General features: G+C 37.3%; 22 protein-coding genes. 1 reads left to right on the top strand and 21 read right to left on the bottom strand.

Annotated elements, in window-relative coordinates; genetic code table 11:
• The first annotated feature begins 130 nt into the window (after window positions 1-130).
• Window positions 131-277, top strand: a complete 147-nt coding sequence (locus BMZ31_RS08260) for a YpzI family protein (protein ID WP_090831248.1) — start codon at window positions 131-133, stop codon at window positions 275-277.
• Window positions 278-314: 37 nt separating this feature from the next.
• Here BMZ31_RS08260 and fni read toward each other — a convergent pair whose 3' ends face one another.
• From fni to BMZ31_RS08155, 21 genes are all read right to left on the bottom strand, one after another.
• Window positions 315-1,364 (bottom strand): type 2 isopentenyl-diphosphate Delta-isomerase, encoded by a 1,050-nt coding sequence (gene fni / locus BMZ31_RS08255; protein WP_090831247.1) that lies wholly within the window; start codon window positions 1,362-1,364, stop codon window positions 315-317.
• A gap of 12 nt (window positions 1,365-1,376) precedes the next feature.
• Window positions 1,377-2,513 carry a 30S ribosomal protein S1 gene (gene rpsA, locus BMZ31_RS08250; RefSeq protein WP_090831246.1) on the bottom strand — a complete coding sequence of 379 codons (1,137 nt, stop codon included), beginning with the start codon at window positions 2,511-2,513 and terminating at the stop codon, window positions 1,377-1,379.
• A 161-nt stretch (window positions 2,514-2,674) separates the two neighbouring features.
• A complete protein-coding gene (locus BMZ31_RS08245; protein ID WP_090831245.1) occupies window positions 2,675-3,256 on the bottom strand; it encodes a lysophospholipid acyltransferase family protein in 582 nt (193 codons plus the stop codon).
• Between the two features lie 2 nt (window positions 3,257-3,258).
• Window positions 3,259-3,933 carry a (d)CMP kinase gene (cmk, locus tag BMZ31_RS08240; protein ID WP_090831244.1) on the bottom strand — a complete coding sequence of 225 codons (675 nt, stop codon included), beginning with the start codon at window positions 3,931-3,933 and terminating at the stop codon, window positions 3,259-3,261.
• Complete coding sequence (locus BMZ31_RS08235; RefSeq protein ID WP_090831243.1) at window positions 3,930-4,118, bottom strand: hypothetical protein; 189 nt, start codon at window positions 4,116-4,118, stop codon at window positions 3,930-3,932. The genes cmk and BMZ31_RS08235 overlap by 4 nt, the downstream gene beginning before the upstream one ends.
• Window positions 4,105-4,278, bottom strand: a complete 174-nt coding sequence (locus BMZ31_RS08230) for a YpfB family protein (RefSeq protein WP_254778703.1) — start codon at window positions 4,276-4,278, stop codon at window positions 4,105-4,107. The genes BMZ31_RS08235 and BMZ31_RS08230 overlap by 14 nt, the downstream gene beginning before the upstream one ends.
• Before the next feature lie 77 nt (window positions 4,279-4,355).
• A complete protein-coding gene (locus tag BMZ31_RS08225; protein ID WP_090831241.1) occupies window positions 4,356-5,009 on the bottom strand; it encodes a flagellar brake protein in 654 nt (217 codons plus the stop codon).
• A gap of 106 nt (window positions 5,010-5,115) precedes the next feature.
• Entirely contained in the window at window positions 5,116-6,468 is a 1,353-nt protein-coding gene (ypeB, locus tag BMZ31_RS08220; RefSeq protein ID WP_090831240.1) for a germination protein YpeB, read from the bottom strand.
• A 14-nt stretch (window positions 6,469-6,482) separates the two neighbouring features.
• Entirely contained in the window at window positions 6,483-7,454 is a 972-nt protein-coding gene (gene sleB, locus BMZ31_RS08215; protein WP_090831239.1) for a spore cortex-lytic enzyme, read from the bottom strand.
• Window positions 7,455-7,741: 287 nt separating this feature from the next.
• Window positions 7,742-8,422 carry a glutamic-type intramembrane protease PrsW gene (prsW, locus tag BMZ31_RS08210; protein WP_090831238.1) on the bottom strand — a complete coding sequence of 227 codons (681 nt, stop codon included), beginning with the start codon at window positions 8,420-8,422 and terminating at the stop codon, window positions 7,742-7,744.
• Window positions 8,423-8,512: 90 nt separating this feature from the next.
• Window positions 8,513-9,469, bottom strand: coding sequence for an asparaginase (locus BMZ31_RS08205; protein ID WP_090831237.1), 957 nt, complete (start codon window positions 9,467-9,469; stop codon window positions 8,513-8,515).
• A gap of 44 nt (window positions 9,470-9,513) precedes the next feature.
• Window positions 9,514-10,473, bottom strand: coding sequence for a YpdA family putative bacillithiol disulfide reductase (locus BMZ31_RS08200; RefSeq protein ID WP_090831236.1), 960 nt, complete (start codon window positions 10,471-10,473; stop codon window positions 9,514-9,516).
• A 377-nt stretch (window positions 10,474-10,850) separates the two neighbouring features.
• Complete coding sequence (locus BMZ31_RS08195) at window positions 10,851-12,128, bottom strand: Glu/Leu/Phe/Val family dehydrogenase (protein WP_090831235.1); 1,278 nt, start codon at window positions 12,126-12,128, stop codon at window positions 10,851-10,853.
• A gap of 226 nt (window positions 12,129-12,354) precedes the next feature.
• On the bottom strand, window positions 12,355-12,936 hold the full coding sequence (locus tag BMZ31_RS08190) for an adaptor protein MecA (RefSeq protein ID WP_090831234.1): 582 nt from the start codon (window positions 12,934-12,936) through the stop codon (window positions 12,355-12,357).
• Window positions 12,937-13,013: 77 nt separating this feature from the next.
• Window positions 13,014-13,913, bottom strand: a complete 900-nt coding sequence (locus BMZ31_RS08185) for a MerR family transcriptional regulator (protein WP_090831233.1) — start codon at window positions 13,911-13,913, stop codon at window positions 13,014-13,016.
• 80 nt (window positions 13,914-13,993) lie between these two features.
• Complete coding sequence (locus BMZ31_RS08180) at window positions 13,994-14,767, bottom strand: metallophosphoesterase (protein ID WP_090831232.1); 774 nt, start codon at window positions 14,765-14,767, stop codon at window positions 13,994-13,996.
• A gap of 21 nt (window positions 14,768-14,788) precedes the next feature.
• Window positions 14,789-15,154: a hypothetical protein gene (locus tag BMZ31_RS08175; RefSeq protein ID WP_090831231.1), complete on the bottom strand. Its 366-nt coding sequence runs from the start codon at window positions 15,152-15,154 to the stop codon at window positions 14,789-14,791.
• A 62-nt stretch (window positions 15,155-15,216) separates the two neighbouring features.
• Window positions 15,217-15,852: a CBS domain-containing protein gene (locus BMZ31_RS08170; protein ID WP_090831230.1), complete on the bottom strand. Its 636-nt coding sequence runs from the start codon at window positions 15,850-15,852 to the stop codon at window positions 15,217-15,219.
• Window positions 15,853-16,009: 157 nt separating this feature from the next.
• Window positions 16,010-16,471, bottom strand: coding sequence for a DUF2663 family protein (locus tag BMZ31_RS08165; RefSeq protein WP_368086633.1), 462 nt, complete (start codon window positions 16,469-16,471; stop codon window positions 16,010-16,012).
• Window positions 16,472-16,548: 77 nt separating this feature from the next.
• Window positions 16,549-17,232, bottom strand: a complete 684-nt coding sequence (locus BMZ31_RS08160; protein WP_090831228.1) for a LysM peptidoglycan-binding domain-containing protein — start codon at window positions 17,230-17,232, stop codon at window positions 16,549-16,551.
• Complete coding sequence (locus BMZ31_RS08155) at window positions 17,229-17,834, bottom strand: CPBP family intramembrane glutamic endopeptidase (RefSeq protein ID WP_368086632.1); 606 nt, start codon at window positions 17,832-17,834, stop codon at window positions 17,229-17,231. Before BMZ31_RS08155 ends, BMZ31_RS08160 begins: the two co-directional genes overlap by 4 nt.
• Window positions 17,835-17,836: the final 2 nt, after the last annotated feature.

The following is a 17,836-nucleotide window of genomic DNA, read 5'->3' as shown; positions in this document are numbered from 1 at the left end:
TCCAATAAAATAATATACCTTCCATTTTCCCCCTCCTAACATTTCCATTATTGGTAAAAAACATGTATTTTCATACGTCACGCATATTCCTGCTGTTTGGAATCATCTTAAAATGAGGAGGTGTTTATAAATGGGTAAAGATAGACAAGAGAAGAAGCTTAAAGCAAGTCGTAGGGTTGAATCGGACAGAGACCAAGCACTACATTATGATGGAGCAACAAAATTGCAAAGCCCTGAAGAAGCAAGAGCCCTAAATGACTCCAAGTATAGTGAATGACGAAAAAAAAGCTCTCAATTTTGAGAGCTTTTTTCATTTAGCGATTACTATATGTTTTTGTGCAAATCTTTCTTTCATTAAGCCAATGATGAGTATGCCCAGAGATCATTAATGGCTTTCTTTTTAGCATTTCCACATTCAAGGTACCTAAGGCAGTCATAATAAATGAAAGATCCTCATGCAAATCTTCAATGCTTTCAATCAGGGTTTCTAGATTATTCTCAATCAGGATTTTTAGCAAGAATCCAGCCATACCTACCATTTTGGCTCCTAACGCCAAACTTTTCGCGACGTCAAGAGAGGTTTGGATTCCCCCTGATGCTATTACATCAATTTCACACTCGGTATTGGTTGCTTCCAAAATCGAAATGGACGTTGGAATGCCCCAGTCTTCGAAGTAAGGTTTGGCTCGGGTGTTACGGAGATTTTCTATCTTAGCAAAATTAGTTCCTCCAAAGCCTCCAACATCCACGACTTTCACGCCGATCCCCGCAAGCGCAGTCACTGTTTCACGACTCATTCCAAATCCAACTTCTTTTACAATTACAGGTACATCGACGAACTTTACCACATTCGCGATTCTTTCTAAGACACCACTGAAATTACGATCACCTTCGGGCATTGCAAGTTCCTGAACAACATTTAGATGAATCTGAATGGCATTGGCTCCAATCATTTCGATAGCAGCCTTTGCTTGTTCAACCGTTGCTTCTGCACCGAGGTTAGCAATAAGCACGCCATTGGGATTTACTTTGCGCACGATTTCATACGATTTTCTTTCTGAAGGGTCCTTAAGTGCAGCCATTTGTGATCCTACAGCCATCGCAATACCCGTCTCCCTTGCAGCAATTGCAAGGGAACGGTTGGCTTCGATTGTACTTTCGCCCCCGCCGCCGGTCATGGCATTGATAAAAATGGGCGAACTTAAGGAAAGTCCGCCCACTTCGCAATCCAAACTAACGTCGGTCACATCTAAATTCGGTATGCTTTTATGAATGAATTTTATATCATCAAAACCGGTATTTCTTAATTGACCAGTCTCTACGGCAAACCGTATATGTTCCATTTTTCGTTTAGATCTCGACACTCTGTATCACCATTAATTCCGTAGATTCTTTAACTTATCACCGATCATCTCACCAAGCTGGAATCCAGTAGACTCCTCAGGAAGTTCATAATCAAGAACTTCGTCTTCTTTCTCAAGCAAGTCCTTGATACTTAAAGAAAGTCTCTGTTCTTGTTCATTCACATCCAGAACCTTGACCTTAACTGTTTGATTCTCTTTTAACACTTCATGTGGTGTTGCAATATGCTTATGGGCAATTTGAGAAATGTGCACGAGTCCCTCAACACCTGGAGCGACTTCCACAAAAGCTCCATATGACACTAATCGCTTGACAGTCCCATCAAGGACACTTCCCTTTGGTGTCTTATCAGAAATGTTTGCCCATGGTCCAGGCAAAGTTTCTTTAATGGAAAGCGAGATTCTTTCATTGTCTCTATCTACATTCAATACTTTTACATTCACCTTTTGGCCTTCTGTAACTACATCAGAAGGCTTTCCTACGTGTTCATATGACAGCTGAGAAATATGAACAAGTCCATCGATACCGCCTATATCTACGAAGGCTCCAAAATCAGTTAAGCGCTGAACCGTGCCCTCAAGTACTTGGCCGACAGATAAAGATTCCAAGATATTTTGTTTTTTCTTTCCCTTTTCTTCTTCTACAACTGCACGATGAGAAAGAATTAATCTATTTTTCTCTTTATCAAGTTCTACGATTTTAAAACTCAGATTCTTCCCTTTATAATCAGAAAAATCTTCAACGAAGTGAGATTCGACGAGAGAAGCAGGAATGAATCCTCGAACGCCAAGATCCACAACAAGGCCACCTTTGACAACATCTTTTACCTCTGTTTCAAAGATTTCCCCACTGTTAAATTTCTTTTCCAAATCTTCCCATGCTTTTTCAGCATCGATTTTTCTTTTCGATAAGATCAACGCATCTTCTTCCACTTTTAATACTTCCAACTCTAACTCATCACCTTCAGCAACTGCATCTGTCGCTTTTTCAACATGAAGGCTTGAAAGCTCACTAATTGGGATGATACCATCAATCTTACTACCTGAAATATTAACAAGAACTTGTTTCTCTTCTACTTTAGTTACTTGACCCGTAACCTTGTCACCCACTTCAAAATTTCGCACTTCGACATTGTTCATATCTTCTGTCATATGTACTCCTCCTTTGTCCATGACTGCTACTTTTTATATATAATGTGTCATATGAAACACATATGGCACATATGTAACTAACCACTAGAAAACGAAAGAATATTCTAATAAAACTCTTTTTATAAACTTCTTATAAATAGCTTAATTTGTCAAGCAAGATGCTATCTATATTGTTCTATTAATTTACGTATCTCTGACATAATCACATCTGTTGCCTCGTCGGCAGAAGCTTTTTCTGTCCTTAATTTCTGCATATCTATCGGTTCGCCGTAAACCATTTTTAATTTCTTAAATGGTTTATACGGTCCGATAATGGCGCAAGGTAATACAGTTGCATCCGACCTCAACGCAAAGAAGCCTGCTCCTGCAAGACCTTTACCAAGTTCACCGTTCTTACTGCGAGTACCCTCAGGGAACAAACCTAAAACCTTCTGCTCTTTCAAGACAGCAAGTCCCTTACGGATTGCCTCGCGATCACTCATTCCACGTTTAACTGGGAAAGCATTTAGTCGAGAGACAATCTTCCCTAATACCGGAACCGAAAATAACTCTTCTTTCGCCATAAAATGGACAGGACGAGATGCCATGATTGCAACAACTGGAGGGTCCAAATTGTCAATATGATTAGAACAAAGAAGGACCCCTCCTTCTTTTGGGAAATTCTCGATGCCGATTGTCTCGATTCGATAAATAGGCTTTAATACTGAATAAACAATTGCCTTAACAAATGAATAAAAGGTCACTCTCATCCTACCCTTTCTAGCACCAAAGCCATAATTTTATCAACTACTTGAGGTATGGACAAAGAAGTTGTATCTAATTCAATTGCATCATGGGCTTTTTTAAGTGGAGCAAATTCTCGTTCTGAATCGAGTTTATCTCTAGTTGCGATTTCTTCTTTCAATTTTTCCAAGTCAGAATCGTAGCCTTTGTTGATATTTTCAGTATGTCTACGGATCGCTCTTTCCTCCACACTAGCCAACAGGAACACTTTTACTTCAGCGTGCGGTAACACATGTGTTCCGATATCTCGACCATCCATTACTACGCCGCCATTTACTGCAAAAGCTTGTTGTCTTCTTACCATCTCAGCTCTTACACCTTCATGCATAGCGACAATGGAAACACGATTAGTTACTTCAGAAGAACGGATCGCTTCCGTAACATTTTGCTCATTCAAGAAAACAAGTTGTCCTTCATCTCCAGGCTCTAATTTAATTTCCGCATCGTTCAATGCATCTAATAACATACTTTCATTCTCGAGGTCGATATTTTGTTTTAATGCCATATAAGTAAGGGCTCTGTACATCGCTCCTGTATCAATGTAGATATAAGATAATTTTTCTGCGATAATTTTAGCAACTGTACTCTTTCCTGCTGCCGCTGGTCCATCAATTGCTATTGATATTCTGTTATTCATTTAAGTTGATTCCCTTCTATATCTAGTTGTTCTTTAGCATATTTTATCATATTAAAAGGATGTTTTCGCATCGATTGTTGCTTTTGCGAAAAAAGCAACACTTCGAAAATTCCATTCATTGATTTATCCGTCTTTAAAGCAAAAAGAAAGCAGGAAATCCCCTGCCATCCATTATTTTTGCCCATTAAATGTCTCTATTATTTTCGTGTAACTATTTTTACTGACACCTTCGTACTGTGTAATTTGTTTTAACTCAGGCATTAAATCGAACACATGCAGAAAAAACTGCGAAAATAACAAAAAAATGAATTGGACAACAATGACCTTGATCAAGATTCTTTCCATTGTTTTCACTATAACCACTCCGCTATCAAACATAGTTATAGTATCGGAGACAATAAGTTTTTTTATACAAATTGGAATTAAAGACCTTTATTTCTGTTAGCTAATTGACGTTCGAAACTCAATCTTAAGACGAGCTGCCTTTCGTACCCTGAGATATCAATAAACTCTAACGAAGCCTTACTCTTAATGTCACTAAAAGGAATAATCCTCACAACTTTACACTGAACCTTAATATAATGATATTCTCCGTTTTGCATCGGCAATACATACCAGGAGTTGACCGTCATCCCCGCTTTCAGTGGGGTTTCCTTAGGAAAAATAATCGCTGCTCCTCCAGCACTTATATCATCTGTAATAGCCGTAAACGGCTCGAATTCCAAATTTAAAGGGTGAATGGCGATATCGATTGCTGTCTCAACCCTGACATATTGACGTCTTTGAATTTTTATCAGATGCTCTATTCCCGGAAAAGAAAGAACTAGCATTGGAATATTTTGCTTTACTCTTCCTTTTATTTCTGCTTCAAACAAATAAATGGAACCGTCTTTGCCAACGAAACTTACCTTCAATTGTGTTCCATCCAAAAGAAACACGGTCTTATTTGTTTTAAGGTTAATTGGATAATCTATGTATAGATCGTTTCCTTTGCGTTCCACCATTTTTGTTTTATATTTCTCGAACTGATCGCTATTTTTAGGTTCGAGGGTAAGAACATCCCCAATATTAATCATTGCCGCTACACTTCCTTATTCTCTGTGAAACAAAAGGATAAATTAATAATCATAACTATAATTATACATGTAATAAAAAAAAGGAAAAGCAAATATTTTGCTCTTCCTATACAACCTCTTCATAAATTTGCTCAGCATTTTTTAATTTTTCAACTTTCTCTTCCGTTCCACTTTCAGCATTGATGAAGATTCGGTAAGTATCCTCTCCGAGAGTACCCACGAATTCATAACACAACACATCATCATTTAAGTCATTGTTAATAATTGCAAGACTATCTTCCATCACTTTCAAGCTCGGATTGATTTTCTTCCGTGCTTCCTCTTTTGACAAGGCAGGCGCAGGGATATCCCGTTTTTCTTTATGGGATTTTAGATAATCCTCAGCTGAAAACCCAATCATATTACCGTTATCAAGTGCAATTTTCACTTTAATTGACTCCGGATATATCCTAATATTATTTTGATTTGAGACAAATGTAAAAGCTCCTACATTGTCAAACTGTGCACTTTCAAATAATACAAGATCCTTAAACCCGTTCTCTTTCAAAAATCTAATTGCGTTATTAGAGGCATCATTAAGACTAATGCTTTGTTTCTTTACATCACGTGAAACTAAGAACCAGACAGGATAACCACCCTTTTTTGTTATATCCATGTTGGCTTCAATTCCAGATTTTTTGTTCATAATGGAAACACTATAGAATCCATAATCCGAACCTTTTCCACTTTCAGTAACCTTAATATCATCATTTTCTTTAAGGCCCGTGTATTTTCTTGCAGTAGCAACAGCTTCTTGTTTGCTGATTTTCTTTCCTGACAGCTTCTTAAAGTTTTCGTCCCGCTTCTGCAAATTGACGAACGCTGGTCCAAAGTCAGTTTCATCATACCCAGCCACGGTTTTCTCCACTGTCTTGAAACCATCAATGATGGTATTATCTGCAGCCTCTTTTCCTGTAGCGAGAGCTAATTCTACATCCATCCATCTCAAGTTATTCTTAAGGACCATGTGTTGAACTTTTCTTAATTCCGATTGAATATCTGCAGATTGTTTATAAAGTACTTTTAATTTTTCATATTCTTTTTCGCTTAATGGTTCTTTGTCCAGATCTCTTATTGCAGCGCGATAACTGAAATCCCCAATATTCGCTAAAAATTCTTCCGTTTTATTGAACGGTAAGAGCGCGAGAGGAAGTTGTCCAACGTCACTATGAGCTTCAGATGTAATCTTCCATACCTCTGCAAGAGCAGGAGATAAGGAACTACGGGAATTCATGGCCAAAGTTGAACCAATTTTATCATTTAGTAAATCTACCTGAAACGTGAGATCATGAAAAGCACGCTGGTAGTTATTTTCAGCATTTAATAAGATCGCATTTTTTTCTCGATGCTCTTGATAACCCCAGAAAGCTGTTCCTGCAACCCCTAGAGTGAGGATGGAAATAACGATAATTCGCAGCATCTTCATTCACCTCTCTATTTACAAAAAATATGTTTCCCAATCCGTTTAATTTGTGGCCTAGACCAAATCCATTTACTCGTTGCTGTTTCTGGATTAAAGTAATAAATTGCATTTCCAGTTGGATCAAGTCCATTAATAGCATCAATAACAGCTTTCTTTGCTCCATCATTTGGAGTCAGCCAGATTTGACCATCAGCAACTGCTGTAAAGGCACCAGGCTCAAAAATAACTCCAGAAACGGTGTCAGGGAAGTTTGCACTTTCTACTCGATTAAGTATAACTGCAGCCACAGCAACTTGGCCTGTATAAGGTTCACCCCTTGATTCACCGTAAACCGCGTTTGCCATAAGCTGAATGTCATTTTGCGAAAATCCGTTGGGAGTATTCGTTGCTGTCGGCTTTCTTGTTTCTGCTTTTGGTTGCGCATTGGCAGGTTGCTTTTTCTGCGCTGTTGGCGTTGGCTGAGCAGGTATTTGTGTCTTGGGCTGTGCAGGTGCCGGTGCATTAGGTTGTGCCGGTTTTTTTGACGGCGAAGCAGGGGTTTTCCCGTTCTGTGGAACGGCAGGTGTTGGCGTTTTTCGATCAGGTTGTTTTTGCTTTTCAAGTCCTACACCGCCATAATGAGAAAACTTTCCGCCCTTTTCTATTTGTTTTTTTACAAATTGTTCGTTGTATTTAGAAGCTTTGGCTAGTTTCAGTTTGGTCGGCCAACCCGCTAATCCGTCAATCGGAAGTCCATATTCATATTGGAAATTTCTTAATGCCCAATATGTACTCCATCCAAAGACGCCATCAATTTTTCCGTTGTAATACCCGATATACTGTAGTCGAGACTGGAGTTCAATAACGTCGTCACCGACTGCCCCTTTCTGAATTACTTGATTAGAAAACGCATCTGTTTTCTCCGCAAATAAGCCACAGGAGAACAAAATCGAACAAAAAATTAGAATGAAATATTTTGACATGTGAATTTTTTGCTTTTTCATGGATGATTACCCCCATATGTCAATCTCTATTGCAATAACCATATTTTTCGTTGAAAAGGAATTTTTATTCAAATTTGTTATAAAAAAAGGCTTTGTCATTTTTGAATGTTGCATTTTACACCTAATAAGGCAGAGAATTTATAGATACTCCTAAAAAAACAGGGTGAAAATTACCCATGTGAGGAAGAAAGCGAAGCGACTTAGTAGATAGTCAAGGAAAGGTATCCAATTCTTGTCAAATATCAACTGCATAAAAAAAGAAGACCCTCTTTTTGAAGAGGAATCTTCTAAAACTTTTGGATATGAACTTGATTCTCAAAATGACTAGCGCTTAATGCACGTGCCAATTTAACTTTCCTCAACCCAAACCACCATAAGAAAATCATAAAAGGCAAGATTTTAAAAAGCCAATTTTCTTGTGAAATCAAGATAAAATCATAGCACCCGTGTAAGAGGATCGGTAAGATAAGGGACATCAAAATCCAAACATGTTTTTTTGATTGGGTAAATTTCCCTTTACCCATATAGTATCCCATCACTAATCCAAAAACGGCATGACTAGAAACAGGTAATAACGCTCTGCCGATGGCGTGTTCCACACCGTTACCAATTAGATAAAATATGTTTTCTGATGTCGCAAATCCAAGCGAAACAGCTGCTCCATAAACGATCCCATCGTATGGTTCATCAAAGGCAACATGTTGATAAACAGTATAAAATAAAATAAACCACTTAAAGAATTCTTCCAGCAATCCGGACGATAAGAAGGCGTCCATCCAATCGAAAGGGATAACAGTTTCAACAGAGAGAACATGCTGAATGAACATGATAGGAAAAACCAGAATTGCACCAAAAAAGAAAGATCTCGATACGACTGAAACGGGTTCAACACCGTATTCGTCTTTCAAATATAAATAACTTAGTAAAGCCAATCCAGGAGCAATCCCTGCTGATAATATCCCGATCATGGAGGCACCTCCCTTCCACATTTACTTAATCGTAACATGTAAACAAAAGAAAGAAAATGGAAGTTTCTATAAATTTGGTAAAATTAACATTTAAAACGCATTACCTTTTTTTCCACTCGCAAGCATAAGGGCTAGTTTAATTCTTGCTTTCTTTGAATCATAATCATGACCTAAGATGACGCCCTTGTTCTTAAGATCATAGGCACTACCTTCATAATCATAAGTAGGATAAACAGCGCCCTCTTCTGCACTAGTCGTCACAGCCAAAGTAATGCCTTCCGAAATTGCCTGTTCTATTTCCTTCATCATATCTGGTGCAACTTGACCTCTACCGACACCTTCAAGAATGATTCCTTTTACACCACTCTCTCTGGCAGCCTTTATGAATTTTCCATTTGCGCCAATGTAACATTTAATGATGTCAACTTGAGGTATTTCTTTAACAATTTCATAGTACTCTCTCGTTAAAGGTTTTTGATAAATTTGGACTTTATCATTATCGATTATCCCTAGGTATCCAAAGCCAAAAGCATTAAAACCTTGAATATTGGAAGCATGTTCTTTCTTTACATATCTTGCTGCAAATATCCGTTCATTAAATACAACGACAGCACCTACACCTCGGAGGTCTTCTGAACACGCAGAGTATATTGCATGTCGCAAGTTAATATATACATCGCTCCCTAAATCTTCAATTGATCTTTGAGAACCAGTAACAATGACAGGACGTTCATCATTGATAGCTAAATCCAGGAAATATGCCGTTTCCTCCATTGTATCTGTACCATGAGTCACGACAACACCTGACACACTTTTATCTTCGTAGTAGCTATTTATCTTGTTTTTCAAATAAACCAAATCATCAAAGGTAATGTGAATACTAGCTTTTTGAAAGACTGAGTCAACCACAACTTCAATATCTTCTGGTAATTGACACATAGAAGCAAGCTCTTCACCAGTAAGAGCACCAGAAGCTAGCTTTCCAGACTCCTTGTTAGGCTTGCTGGCAATTGTTCCTCCTGTTGTTAACAAAACGACTTTTTTCATAGTTTTTCTCCTGTCAATCCATATTATCGTTCGTAAATCAAGCATTACTTTCTTTTTGAAATTTCATTAGTTATTAAATGACCGTGAAACCTGCCATTTTCAATAAAGATTTCATTAGCATTGTTCCCAGCAGCGATGACACCGGCAATGAATATACCTTGCACATTTGTTTCCATCGTATCTTTATCAAATTTTGGTCTACCAGTATCAACTTCTATTTCAATGCCCATTTTTTCCAGGAAAGAGTGATCGGGATGATAACCAGTCATCGCAAATACAAAATCATTTTGAATGGTGTATTTTTGTGAACCCTTATTATAGATTACTGACTCTTCAGTTATTAACTCGATATTTGCTGCAAATTCCATCTTTATGACTTCGTTACGTACAAGCGAGTCAAATTCCGGTAAAATCCAGGGCTTTACGCTAGGCGAATACTCTTTCCCACGATAAAGAACAGTTACACGCGCACCGGCCTTCACAAGTTCAATAGCTGCATCTACACTTGAATTTTTGCCTCCGATCACACAGACATCTTTATCGAAATATGGATGAGCTTCTTTGAAATAGTGTGATACTTTAGAAAGATTCTCTCCAGGTATATTCAAGTAATTCGGATTATCGTAATATCCTGTTGCAATAACAATGTAGCGGGCTTCATATAAGCCTTTATCTGTTTCAACGCGAAAATGTTCACCTTTTGTAATAGCGAGAACTTTTTCAAACGAGTTGATTCGCAAATTTTTCCGTTTAACTACCTCTCGATAATAAGAAAGTGCCTGATTTCTTCGCGGTTTATAATCCTCTGTAATAAAAGGCACATCACCGATTTCTAATTTTTCACTCGTACTGAAAAAAGTCTGATGAGTTGGGTAATTATAAATCGCATTTACAATATTGCCCTTCTCAATAATCAATGGATTTAAGCCTATTTCCTTTAATGAAATGGCAGCCGCCAAGCCACAAGGTCCCCCACCGACAACTATCACGTCCTCTTGTTGCATGATCTATCACTCCTGTATCTAAACCGTATTAATTCAATGCTATGTCTAACTTGCCTGCTGTCTTCCGTTTCAGGGACTCAGTTCCCTTTCCAAATCAACATCGTACAAAAACAACATTTAGCCTTACACAGCCCAATTTTAATTATGAATTAACAAGCTTTCTTATTAGTAATTTGATTTATCTCGGACGCTCCATACGACCAAGTCTTGGCTGAATCGATTAGGAGACAATTATCTTCATTCTAATATTATACTTTTTCACGTAAAAAATCTCCCATCACTCATGATAGGAGATTTTTTAATATGTTTCAACGTTGAACCTTTGGAATTTCCGAACTTCTAAGAAATTAAATTACTTAGGCCGTCGAAGAATTTGACTAAATCCAACCTCTGAAGCGGCTCGCTTCAGCCATTTTTCTTACCCCAACCATGTAAGCTGCCAAACGCATGTCAATTCGGCGAGTTTGTGCCGTTTCATAAATATTATTGAACGACTTCACCATGACTTTTTCAAGCTTCTCTTCTACTTCTTCTTCAGTCCAATAATAACCTTGATTGTTTTGAACCCATTCGAAGTATGAAACCGTTACTCCACCAGCTGAAGCCAACACGTCCGGAACAAGCAAGATGCCTCTTTCCGTAAGGATTTGAGTTGCCTCAAGGGTTGTAGGACCGTTAGCCGCTTCGACTACGATGCTGGCTCGAATATTATGGGCATTTTCCTCTGTTATTTGGTTTTCAATTGCTGCTGGCACTAAAATATCACATTCAAGTTCCAACAACTCTTTATTCGAAATCGTATTGTTAAACAGCTTAGTAACTGTTCCAAAGCTATCACGTCTGTCCAGCAAGTAATCGATATCTAAACCATTTGGGTCATAAAGTGCACCGTAGGCATCCGAGATCCCAACGACTTTTGCGCCAGCATCGTGCATGAACTTAGATAAGTAGCTGCCAGCATTACCGAACCCTTGTACAACTACCCTAGCACCTTCCAACTGAATTCCTTTTTTCTTGGCTGCTTCATAAATGCAAATCGTAACACCTTTTGCTGTTGCTGATTCACGACCATGTGACCCACCCAATACAAGTGGCTTACCAGTAATGAAACCAGGTGAATTAAATTCATCTATTCTGCTGTATTCATCCATCATCCAAGCCATAATTTGAGAATTCGTGAAAACATCTGGAGCTGGAATATCTTTCGTAGGTCCAACAATTTGACTAATAGCTCGTACATATCCACGACTCAGTCTTTCTAGTTCTCGGAATGACATATCACGCGGGTCGCAAATTATTCCACCTTTTCCTCCTCCGTACGGAAGATCTACAATTCCACATTTTAAACTCATCCATATTGAAAGTGCTTTAACTTCCTTTTCAGTAACCTGTGGATGGAATCGAATTCCACCTTTGGTTGGACCAACAGCATCATTATGTTGTGCCCGGTAGCCAGTAAAGACTTTAACAGATCCGTCGTCCATTCGAACAGGAATCTTCACTGTCATCATTCTAATAGGTTCCTTCAATAATTCATAAACTTCTTCTGGATACCCAAGCTTTTCTAAAGCTTTATGAATAACAGTTTGTGTTGACTTCAACACATCATGTTTGTCTTCATTTTGTACGTTTTCATTGCTCTTTTCGGCTACCATTTGTAAACCTCCTAAAGAAATTGCATATACGAATGTTGTCGCTTTCATGCCTAGTATACACTTTTGATTGATTTATGCAAGAATAAAAATATAGTTTTCCACAATTACAAACAAAAATATGTAAACGCTATCATTTTGTTTTTTAAACTGATCAGATTCAGAATGAAATGGTTATTTACAAAAGAGAAGGTGGAACCATCTCCTGTAAAGTTTTCAAAATAAAACTTTACTTAAAAAACTGAAGAATGGTTTCCACCGCTTTTTTATCTATTATTGTATTTCCATATTCACTAAGTACGTGTTCGCTTGTAAGGCACGGGTTCCCATATTCAGATAGAATGGATGTCGTTAATTCAAGATCCAACAATTCCACTAAACTAAATATTAGATAATATTTGTTATCTCTTGAAATTAAACTGCCTCCATTAATGCCCATAGTATGCAGGCGTTTAGAAAGCTGGATACAGTCTTCAAAAGTTTCAAATACATATATGGTAGAATCGTATTCTTCAACACTCACTTGCATTTCAATAAAACCGTCAAATAGCACTTCTTCACCATCGGCGACTTCTTCCATCGTCAGTATTAATATCATTCCTTGAGCTTGTTGCGAAAAAATTTCAACTGCCACTGATCCTTGTATATCAACATCGAATTCCTCGCAGGCTTCTTCAACCATGTCGTGAAAAAGCTGATGCCATTTAATCGAATCTTTCCAAATATCCTCTTTGGATAACCCTCGTTCTAACAAGTCATCAGAGGATAGGAAGATCTTAATCTTATTCATCGTCAAGCGTTCTAAACGCATAATTTTGCCCCCTGCCGTGACATCACTCGTAATTTCAGTCTATGTCATTGTGACGGGAACGTGCTTTGTCTACCTCATCAAATGTGTTCCTTTAACCATTTTTCCCAATCTTTTTGTAATCGCCCTACAATCATATGATCTACTTCCTTTTTCACGCGATCGTCCAAATTGTCTATGGCATGTCCGCCAAGACCAATTTCCAGTTCTTTATTTGTAGAGGCAAACTGCTTGGCAAGCTTTATTGTGCCTTCTACATTGTCCTTCATCGTACAAGAGAGGAAGAGGAATTTGGGCTTAATAATGTCTACTGCCTCTCTCATATCGTCATCGTCAATGCTAGCCCCTAAATAGACAACATCAAAGCCTTTACGACGTAAAAATAATGTAAAGATTAACAAACCAATTTCATGCCATTCACCAGGACCACAAACAGCTAAAGCTTTTGGTAAGAGAGCATTGTGTGGAATGGTATGGAGAATCATACCAATTCTCGATCGTAGTATGGAAGTAGCAAAATGCTCATGAGCACTAGTAATTTCTCCAGATTCCCATAGGTCTCCAATTTTCTGCATTATTCCACCAAGCACTTCGGTTACAACCTTATCCATGGTATATAAACTAAAAGAGTAGTTGATTAATTCTTGTGCTCTTGTCTCATCAAAATGAAGAAGCGCTTCCAAGATTTGATTTGATAAATCCTTATCTGTTGCACCTCTATCGTTTTCTTGCTCGTCAGCAACCATCTTTTGATTCTCAAGTAATGAAACTGCTTGGCTGATGGTAAAACCATTATTTACTTTGGAAATAAGCCATTTGAGAATTTTCAAGTGTTCATCGGAGTATAGTCGATGTCCTGATTCATTCCTGTTTGGTGCAATGAATTGATAGCGCCTTTCCCATGCTCTCAAGGTTCCAGGTTGTATACCCAACATCTGTGAAATTGCTTTTATATTATACTTTCCTTCTTGGTACCCCATTAAGTATCCTCCGTCACTTCAACCCTGCTTTGTTATGATTATACAAAACTCTACTATGCTGAGTAAATTTTGTATCTGCTTTATATTTGTTGCTTCAATTTAATAAGATGGGTTTCAGAAGGTGCACCAAGTCTTAGAGGTAGTGCCGTCGTACCGTATCCATTACTAACTAAAACAGTAGTATTATGTACTCTACTTATTCCACCTTTTTGATAAGGACCGAAGCCCAATATACGAATTTGACCGCCATGCGTGTGGCCGCTAAGTACCAAAGAAATCCGATATTCAGGCTTTACTTGCTCCATAATCTTTGGGTTATGGCAAACCAAAACCCTAAAACCACCTGCCCCTGCATCTGAAAGAGCCAGGTCAAGTCGGTCTCTTCCTTCACTGATTTCATCAACCCCAAGCAGAACAAACTTATCCTCTTTTTCCGACTCAAAAGTAACGGCAGTGTTATCAAGAATTTTGACACCATTTTCAAGTAAAGTCGCATCAAGTTCATGATAATCTATTTCGTAATCATTATTACCCCAAACAAAATAAACAGGTCCTAAAGTTTTTAGCTTTGCAATATTTTCCTTGACCCTTGAAAGTGGAACCTTCTTTTCAGTTAGATCTCCGCCTATAATGACGATATCTACTTTTCCTTTTACCTTATTCAAGATTTTTTCATCTATTTTGCGTCGATGAACATCAGAAATGAAGAATATGGAAACCTCACCAAAGGATTCAGGAAAATCCTCCAAATTGATATTATGTTCGACTACACGGTTTTCAAAAGCCTCTTTTAACATGAAGAAAAAAAGAGCCATTCCAAAAAGTAGTATCGTAATTAGAAAAATTAACATCATGCACCTCAGGTCATAAATAAATTAGTATCTTACTAAAATCATACCATAAATCAATGAGATGCTAAAAAAAACTGCGGTTTGCACGATACCCGAACCAGCTATAACAAACATACCGGAGGGTATACAAAGTCCATAGAGTGACTGTAATCTCAATTTTTGTTTTCCTTTTACCAATTGGATAATGTACAAGATGGTTTCTTGAACCATTGGACCAATCAACAGTAATCCTGCTACGAACGATATGGATGCAGCCAAAAACTCAAGTGGATCAAAAATAAACTCTAATAAAAAATCAGTAATATGAAACGGGTGTGTAACGGGAACCCATTTCACGAATAGATAACCACAAAAAACAGCCATTATGGTTTGAACCCACTTTTTCCACATAAAAAAACCCCTCCCATACATAAGTATGAGAAGGATTTCGTTTCTTTCCGCAAATTCAAAACTTACAGATCTTCTGCTATATCGAGAATTCTGAATCCGTGCTCTTCTAATTTCTTAATGAACTTATCCATGTTGTCCTTCTTTTCCACTTTCATTACGATTCTTCTAACCAATTTATCTGTTTCATCGAATGTAACCAGTGAAATAATATGTTCATGGAAGTGGTGGGCGATTTCTGCTAAACGTGCAATTCTTCCTTCTGTTTCCACCGAGGTGAAAGCAATCCTAACTCCAGGACGATTTACACCAAATGCACTTTGGAATTGTTCCATTACATCGAACCTTGTCACAACACCAAGAAATTTACGTTGTTCATCAACTACCGCCAGCAATGGGAAATCCTTTAAATCAACTAGAGTGTTTTCAAAAAGTTCATGCCCTTGAAGGAATTTATCTTGGTGGGAAACCACGTTCTTTACAAGAGTTGCTTGTAGGAACTCGTCTCTTGACAATTGTGAATTAAAAAAAAGTTCGTAAATTCGATACCTATTGATTACACCAAGATAAAGTTCCCCGTTTAATACTGGAAGAGCGTCAATCTGATGTTGTTCCAATTTCTCTAAAACATCTTTGAGAGTTTCATCTTGCTGAACAGTATAACTCTTAAACTTAGGAATCATAATGCTTTTAACGAACATTTTCCTCACCTCTAATAAGAATCAAGCTATATTTTATTAATTCAACATCACCTTTTGAAAACCCTCTTTTCATAGGCATGAAAAATGTCAAATTTTCGAAAATGTGATAGGGAAGGCTTTCCAAACAATACAAAAAGAATCAGTTTTTGGACTGATCCTACTTGTTTTCGTGATATAGATTAATATCATAATGATCTTTCATCATTTCATAAACCAGATGACGATTTTTCCATTCTTCTTCTTTTTTCCAAAGATCCTTGCTCTTATCAATAATCTCACATCTAAGATTGTGAAATTCCTTTTCAGCTTTCTCTCTCTTTTCTTTGAGGAGATTCATCAACCCGAACATTCCTACTGATCCCATTAAGAGCCACAAATGATTAGAATTATTTGCGTAAGCGGAAAACATGGAAGCAAACGAGAAAGAATAATTCTTTATTATTGTAAAATATAAATATACAAACATAATGATAGAAAGTGTGATAGTACCAAAAATAGACATTTCATGTTTGAATTTAAAATCATCAAACTTTCGTTTTCTTTTCACCAGATTTTCCAACATTTTTTTTGTTGCCATATCTGTACGGTTATCGAGTGTGGAAATTGGGGACTCCATCATGACACCTCCATTCTCTAAGAATGTATGAGGTTGTCCCCTATTTTATGATATGGATTTAAAGTACTAAATCTAAAATATTATTTAGAGCTGGATCTGATCTTTAAGACTTGACCTGCCTTAATATCATTGTTTTTAATTCCATTATCTTTCTGGATGATTTCTATTCCAGACTTAGATTGATAATACTTCATTGCGATTGCAAACAAAGTTTCCTGACTTTGAACTGTATGATATATGTAATTTCCAGGCGGAATGTTTTCAACAGCAGGCTGTTCTTGTTTCGCCTTCTCCTCCACAACATTTCCGGTTGCTTCTTGCTTATCAGCATCTGGAATTACTTTGTTTGATTCTACTTTTTGGCTAGGAGTTGATGCGTCTGCTGGCTTTTCTTCAACATCTGACTGCTGATCTTCATTTATTGAATCTTCTTTTTTAGTTTCGGACTTTTGCTCATCATTGCGTTTTTCAAAGTTTATAGTTTCATATCCCGAATCATTTTCTTTGACAGCCTCGTTCGAAGGTTCATTATCCCCTTCTAAATATGAATAAACGCTAAATATTGTGATTGGTAACAGGATAAAAAACAATACAAGCAATCGAATAACCGGGAATTTAACTTTCAAATTCGTCTTTTTAGATTTATGGCGATGAAGATTGCCTCTCGGAGGTAACTCATCTTTCTTTTCAGAAGCTTCTTGGATTTTTTCTATTCTTTGTCGTAGTCGTTCAGCCTGATCACGATAAGGATCTTCCTTACTCACTGAATTTCCTCCTTACAATCAAGTTTAGGAACATTTTTATATTTAATGTGAATTCCCAATAAGAAATCAATAATAAAATGCATGACAATGGTAACTGCCAAATTTCCTGTCCATTCAAAAACGAAGCCAATAAGAAAACTCAACAAAATAATATTTATTAATAGAAACGGACTAAAGAGATAACGATAGTGTATGATCGCAAAAATGACACTTGCAACTATCATTCCTAAGGTAGTTTGTATGACTCCGCGGAATAGTAATTCTTCGCTGACCGCTACCATGAGTGCAATCACTGCAATGTGGGGAATACTTCTATTGCTAAAAATTTTAACGTTGAGTCCTCCATCATCATAGTACGATTTAGGCAAGACTTTCATTAAGATGACATCCAAAAGTACTATCCCTAATCCAATCGAAATACCAAAATAAATAATATTTGGATCGTTCCATCTGATTTGGTTTAAGAAAGGAAATTCGTCAAACACTATCATACCTGATACGAACGAAATAATTAATAGTAATATTTGAGTAGAATAAAGATGGGTTATTAGTTCCTTATCGGATAATTCATTAATCAACTCGCTATACTTATTCTTCATCATGT

The sequence above is a fragment of the Bacillus sp. cl95 genome (genome assembly GCF_900115925.1).
Lineage (GTDB): Bacteria > Bacillota > Bacilli > Bacillales > Cytobacillaceae > Neobacillus_A.
Note: the sequence above shows the minus strand (reverse complement) of the source record. Positions and strands in the feature narration are given on the sequence as shown.

Coding starts and splice junctions, on each gene's coding strand:
- BMZ31_RS08260 (WP_090831248.1), top strand. CDS start 131: ATGGGTAAAGATAGACAAGAGAAGAAGCTTAAAGCAAGTCGTAGGGTT.
- rpsA (WP_090831246.1), bottom strand. CDS start 2,513: ATGACAGAAGATATGAACAATGTCGAAGTGCGAAATTTTGAAGTGGGT.
- cmk (WP_090831244.1), bottom strand. CDS start 3,933: ATGAATAACAGAATATCAATAGCAATTGATGGACCAGCGGCAGCAGGA.
- BMZ31_RS08235 (WP_090831243.1), bottom strand. CDS start 4,118: ATGGGCAAAAATAATGGATGGCAGGGGATTTCCTGCTTTCTTTTTGCT.
- BMZ31_RS08230 (WP_254778703.1), bottom strand. CDS start 4,278: ATGGAAAGAATCTTGATCAAGGTCATTGTTGTCCAATTCATTTTTTTG.
- BMZ31_RS08225 (WP_090831241.1), bottom strand. CDS start 5,009: ATGATTAATATTGGGGATGTTCTTACCCTCGAACCTAAAAATAGCGAT.
- ypeB (WP_090831240.1), bottom strand. CDS start 6,468: ATGCTGCGAATTATCGTTATTTCCATCCTCACTCTAGGGGTTGCAGGA.
- sleB (WP_090831239.1), bottom strand. CDS start 7,454: ATGAAAAAGCAAAAAATTCACATGTCAAAATATTTCATTCTAATTTTT.
- prsW (WP_090831238.1), bottom strand. CDS start 8,422: ATGATCGGGATATTATCAGCAGGGATTGCTCCTGGATTGGCTTTACTA.
- BMZ31_RS08205 (WP_090831237.1), bottom strand. CDS start 9,469: ATGAAAAAAGTCGTTTTGTTAACAACAGGAGGAACAATTGCCAGCAAG.
- BMZ31_RS08200 (WP_090831236.1), bottom strand. CDS start 10,473: ATGCAACAAGAGGACGTGATAGTTGTCGGTGGGGGACCTTGTGGCTTG.
- BMZ31_RS08195 (WP_090831235.1), bottom strand. CDS start 12,128: ATGGTAGCCGAAAAGAGCAATGAAAACGTACAAAATGAAGACAAACAT.
- BMZ31_RS08190 (WP_090831234.1), bottom strand. CDS start 12,936: ATGCGTTTAGAACGCTTGACGATGAATAAGATTAAGATCTTCCTATCC.
- BMZ31_RS08185 (WP_090831233.1), bottom strand. CDS start 13,913: ATGGGGTACCAAGAAGGAAAGTATAATATAAAAGCAATTTCACAGATG.
- BMZ31_RS08180 (WP_090831232.1), bottom strand. CDS start 14,767: ATGATGTTAATTTTTCTAATTACGATACTACTTTTTGGAATGGCTCTT.
- BMZ31_RS08175 (WP_090831231.1), bottom strand. CDS start 15,154: ATGTGGAAAAAGTGGGTTCAAACCATAATGGCTGTTTTTTGTGGTTAT.
- BMZ31_RS08170 (WP_090831230.1), bottom strand. CDS start 15,852: ATGTTCGTTAAAAGCATTATGATTCCTAAGTTTAAGAGTTATACTGTT.
- BMZ31_RS08165 (WP_368086633.1), bottom strand. CDS start 16,471: ATGATGGAGTCCCCAATTTCCACACTCGATAACCGTACAGATATGGCA.
- BMZ31_RS08155 (WP_368086632.1), bottom strand. CDS start 17,834: ATGATGAAGAATAAGTATAGCGAGTTGATTAATGAATTATCCGATAAG.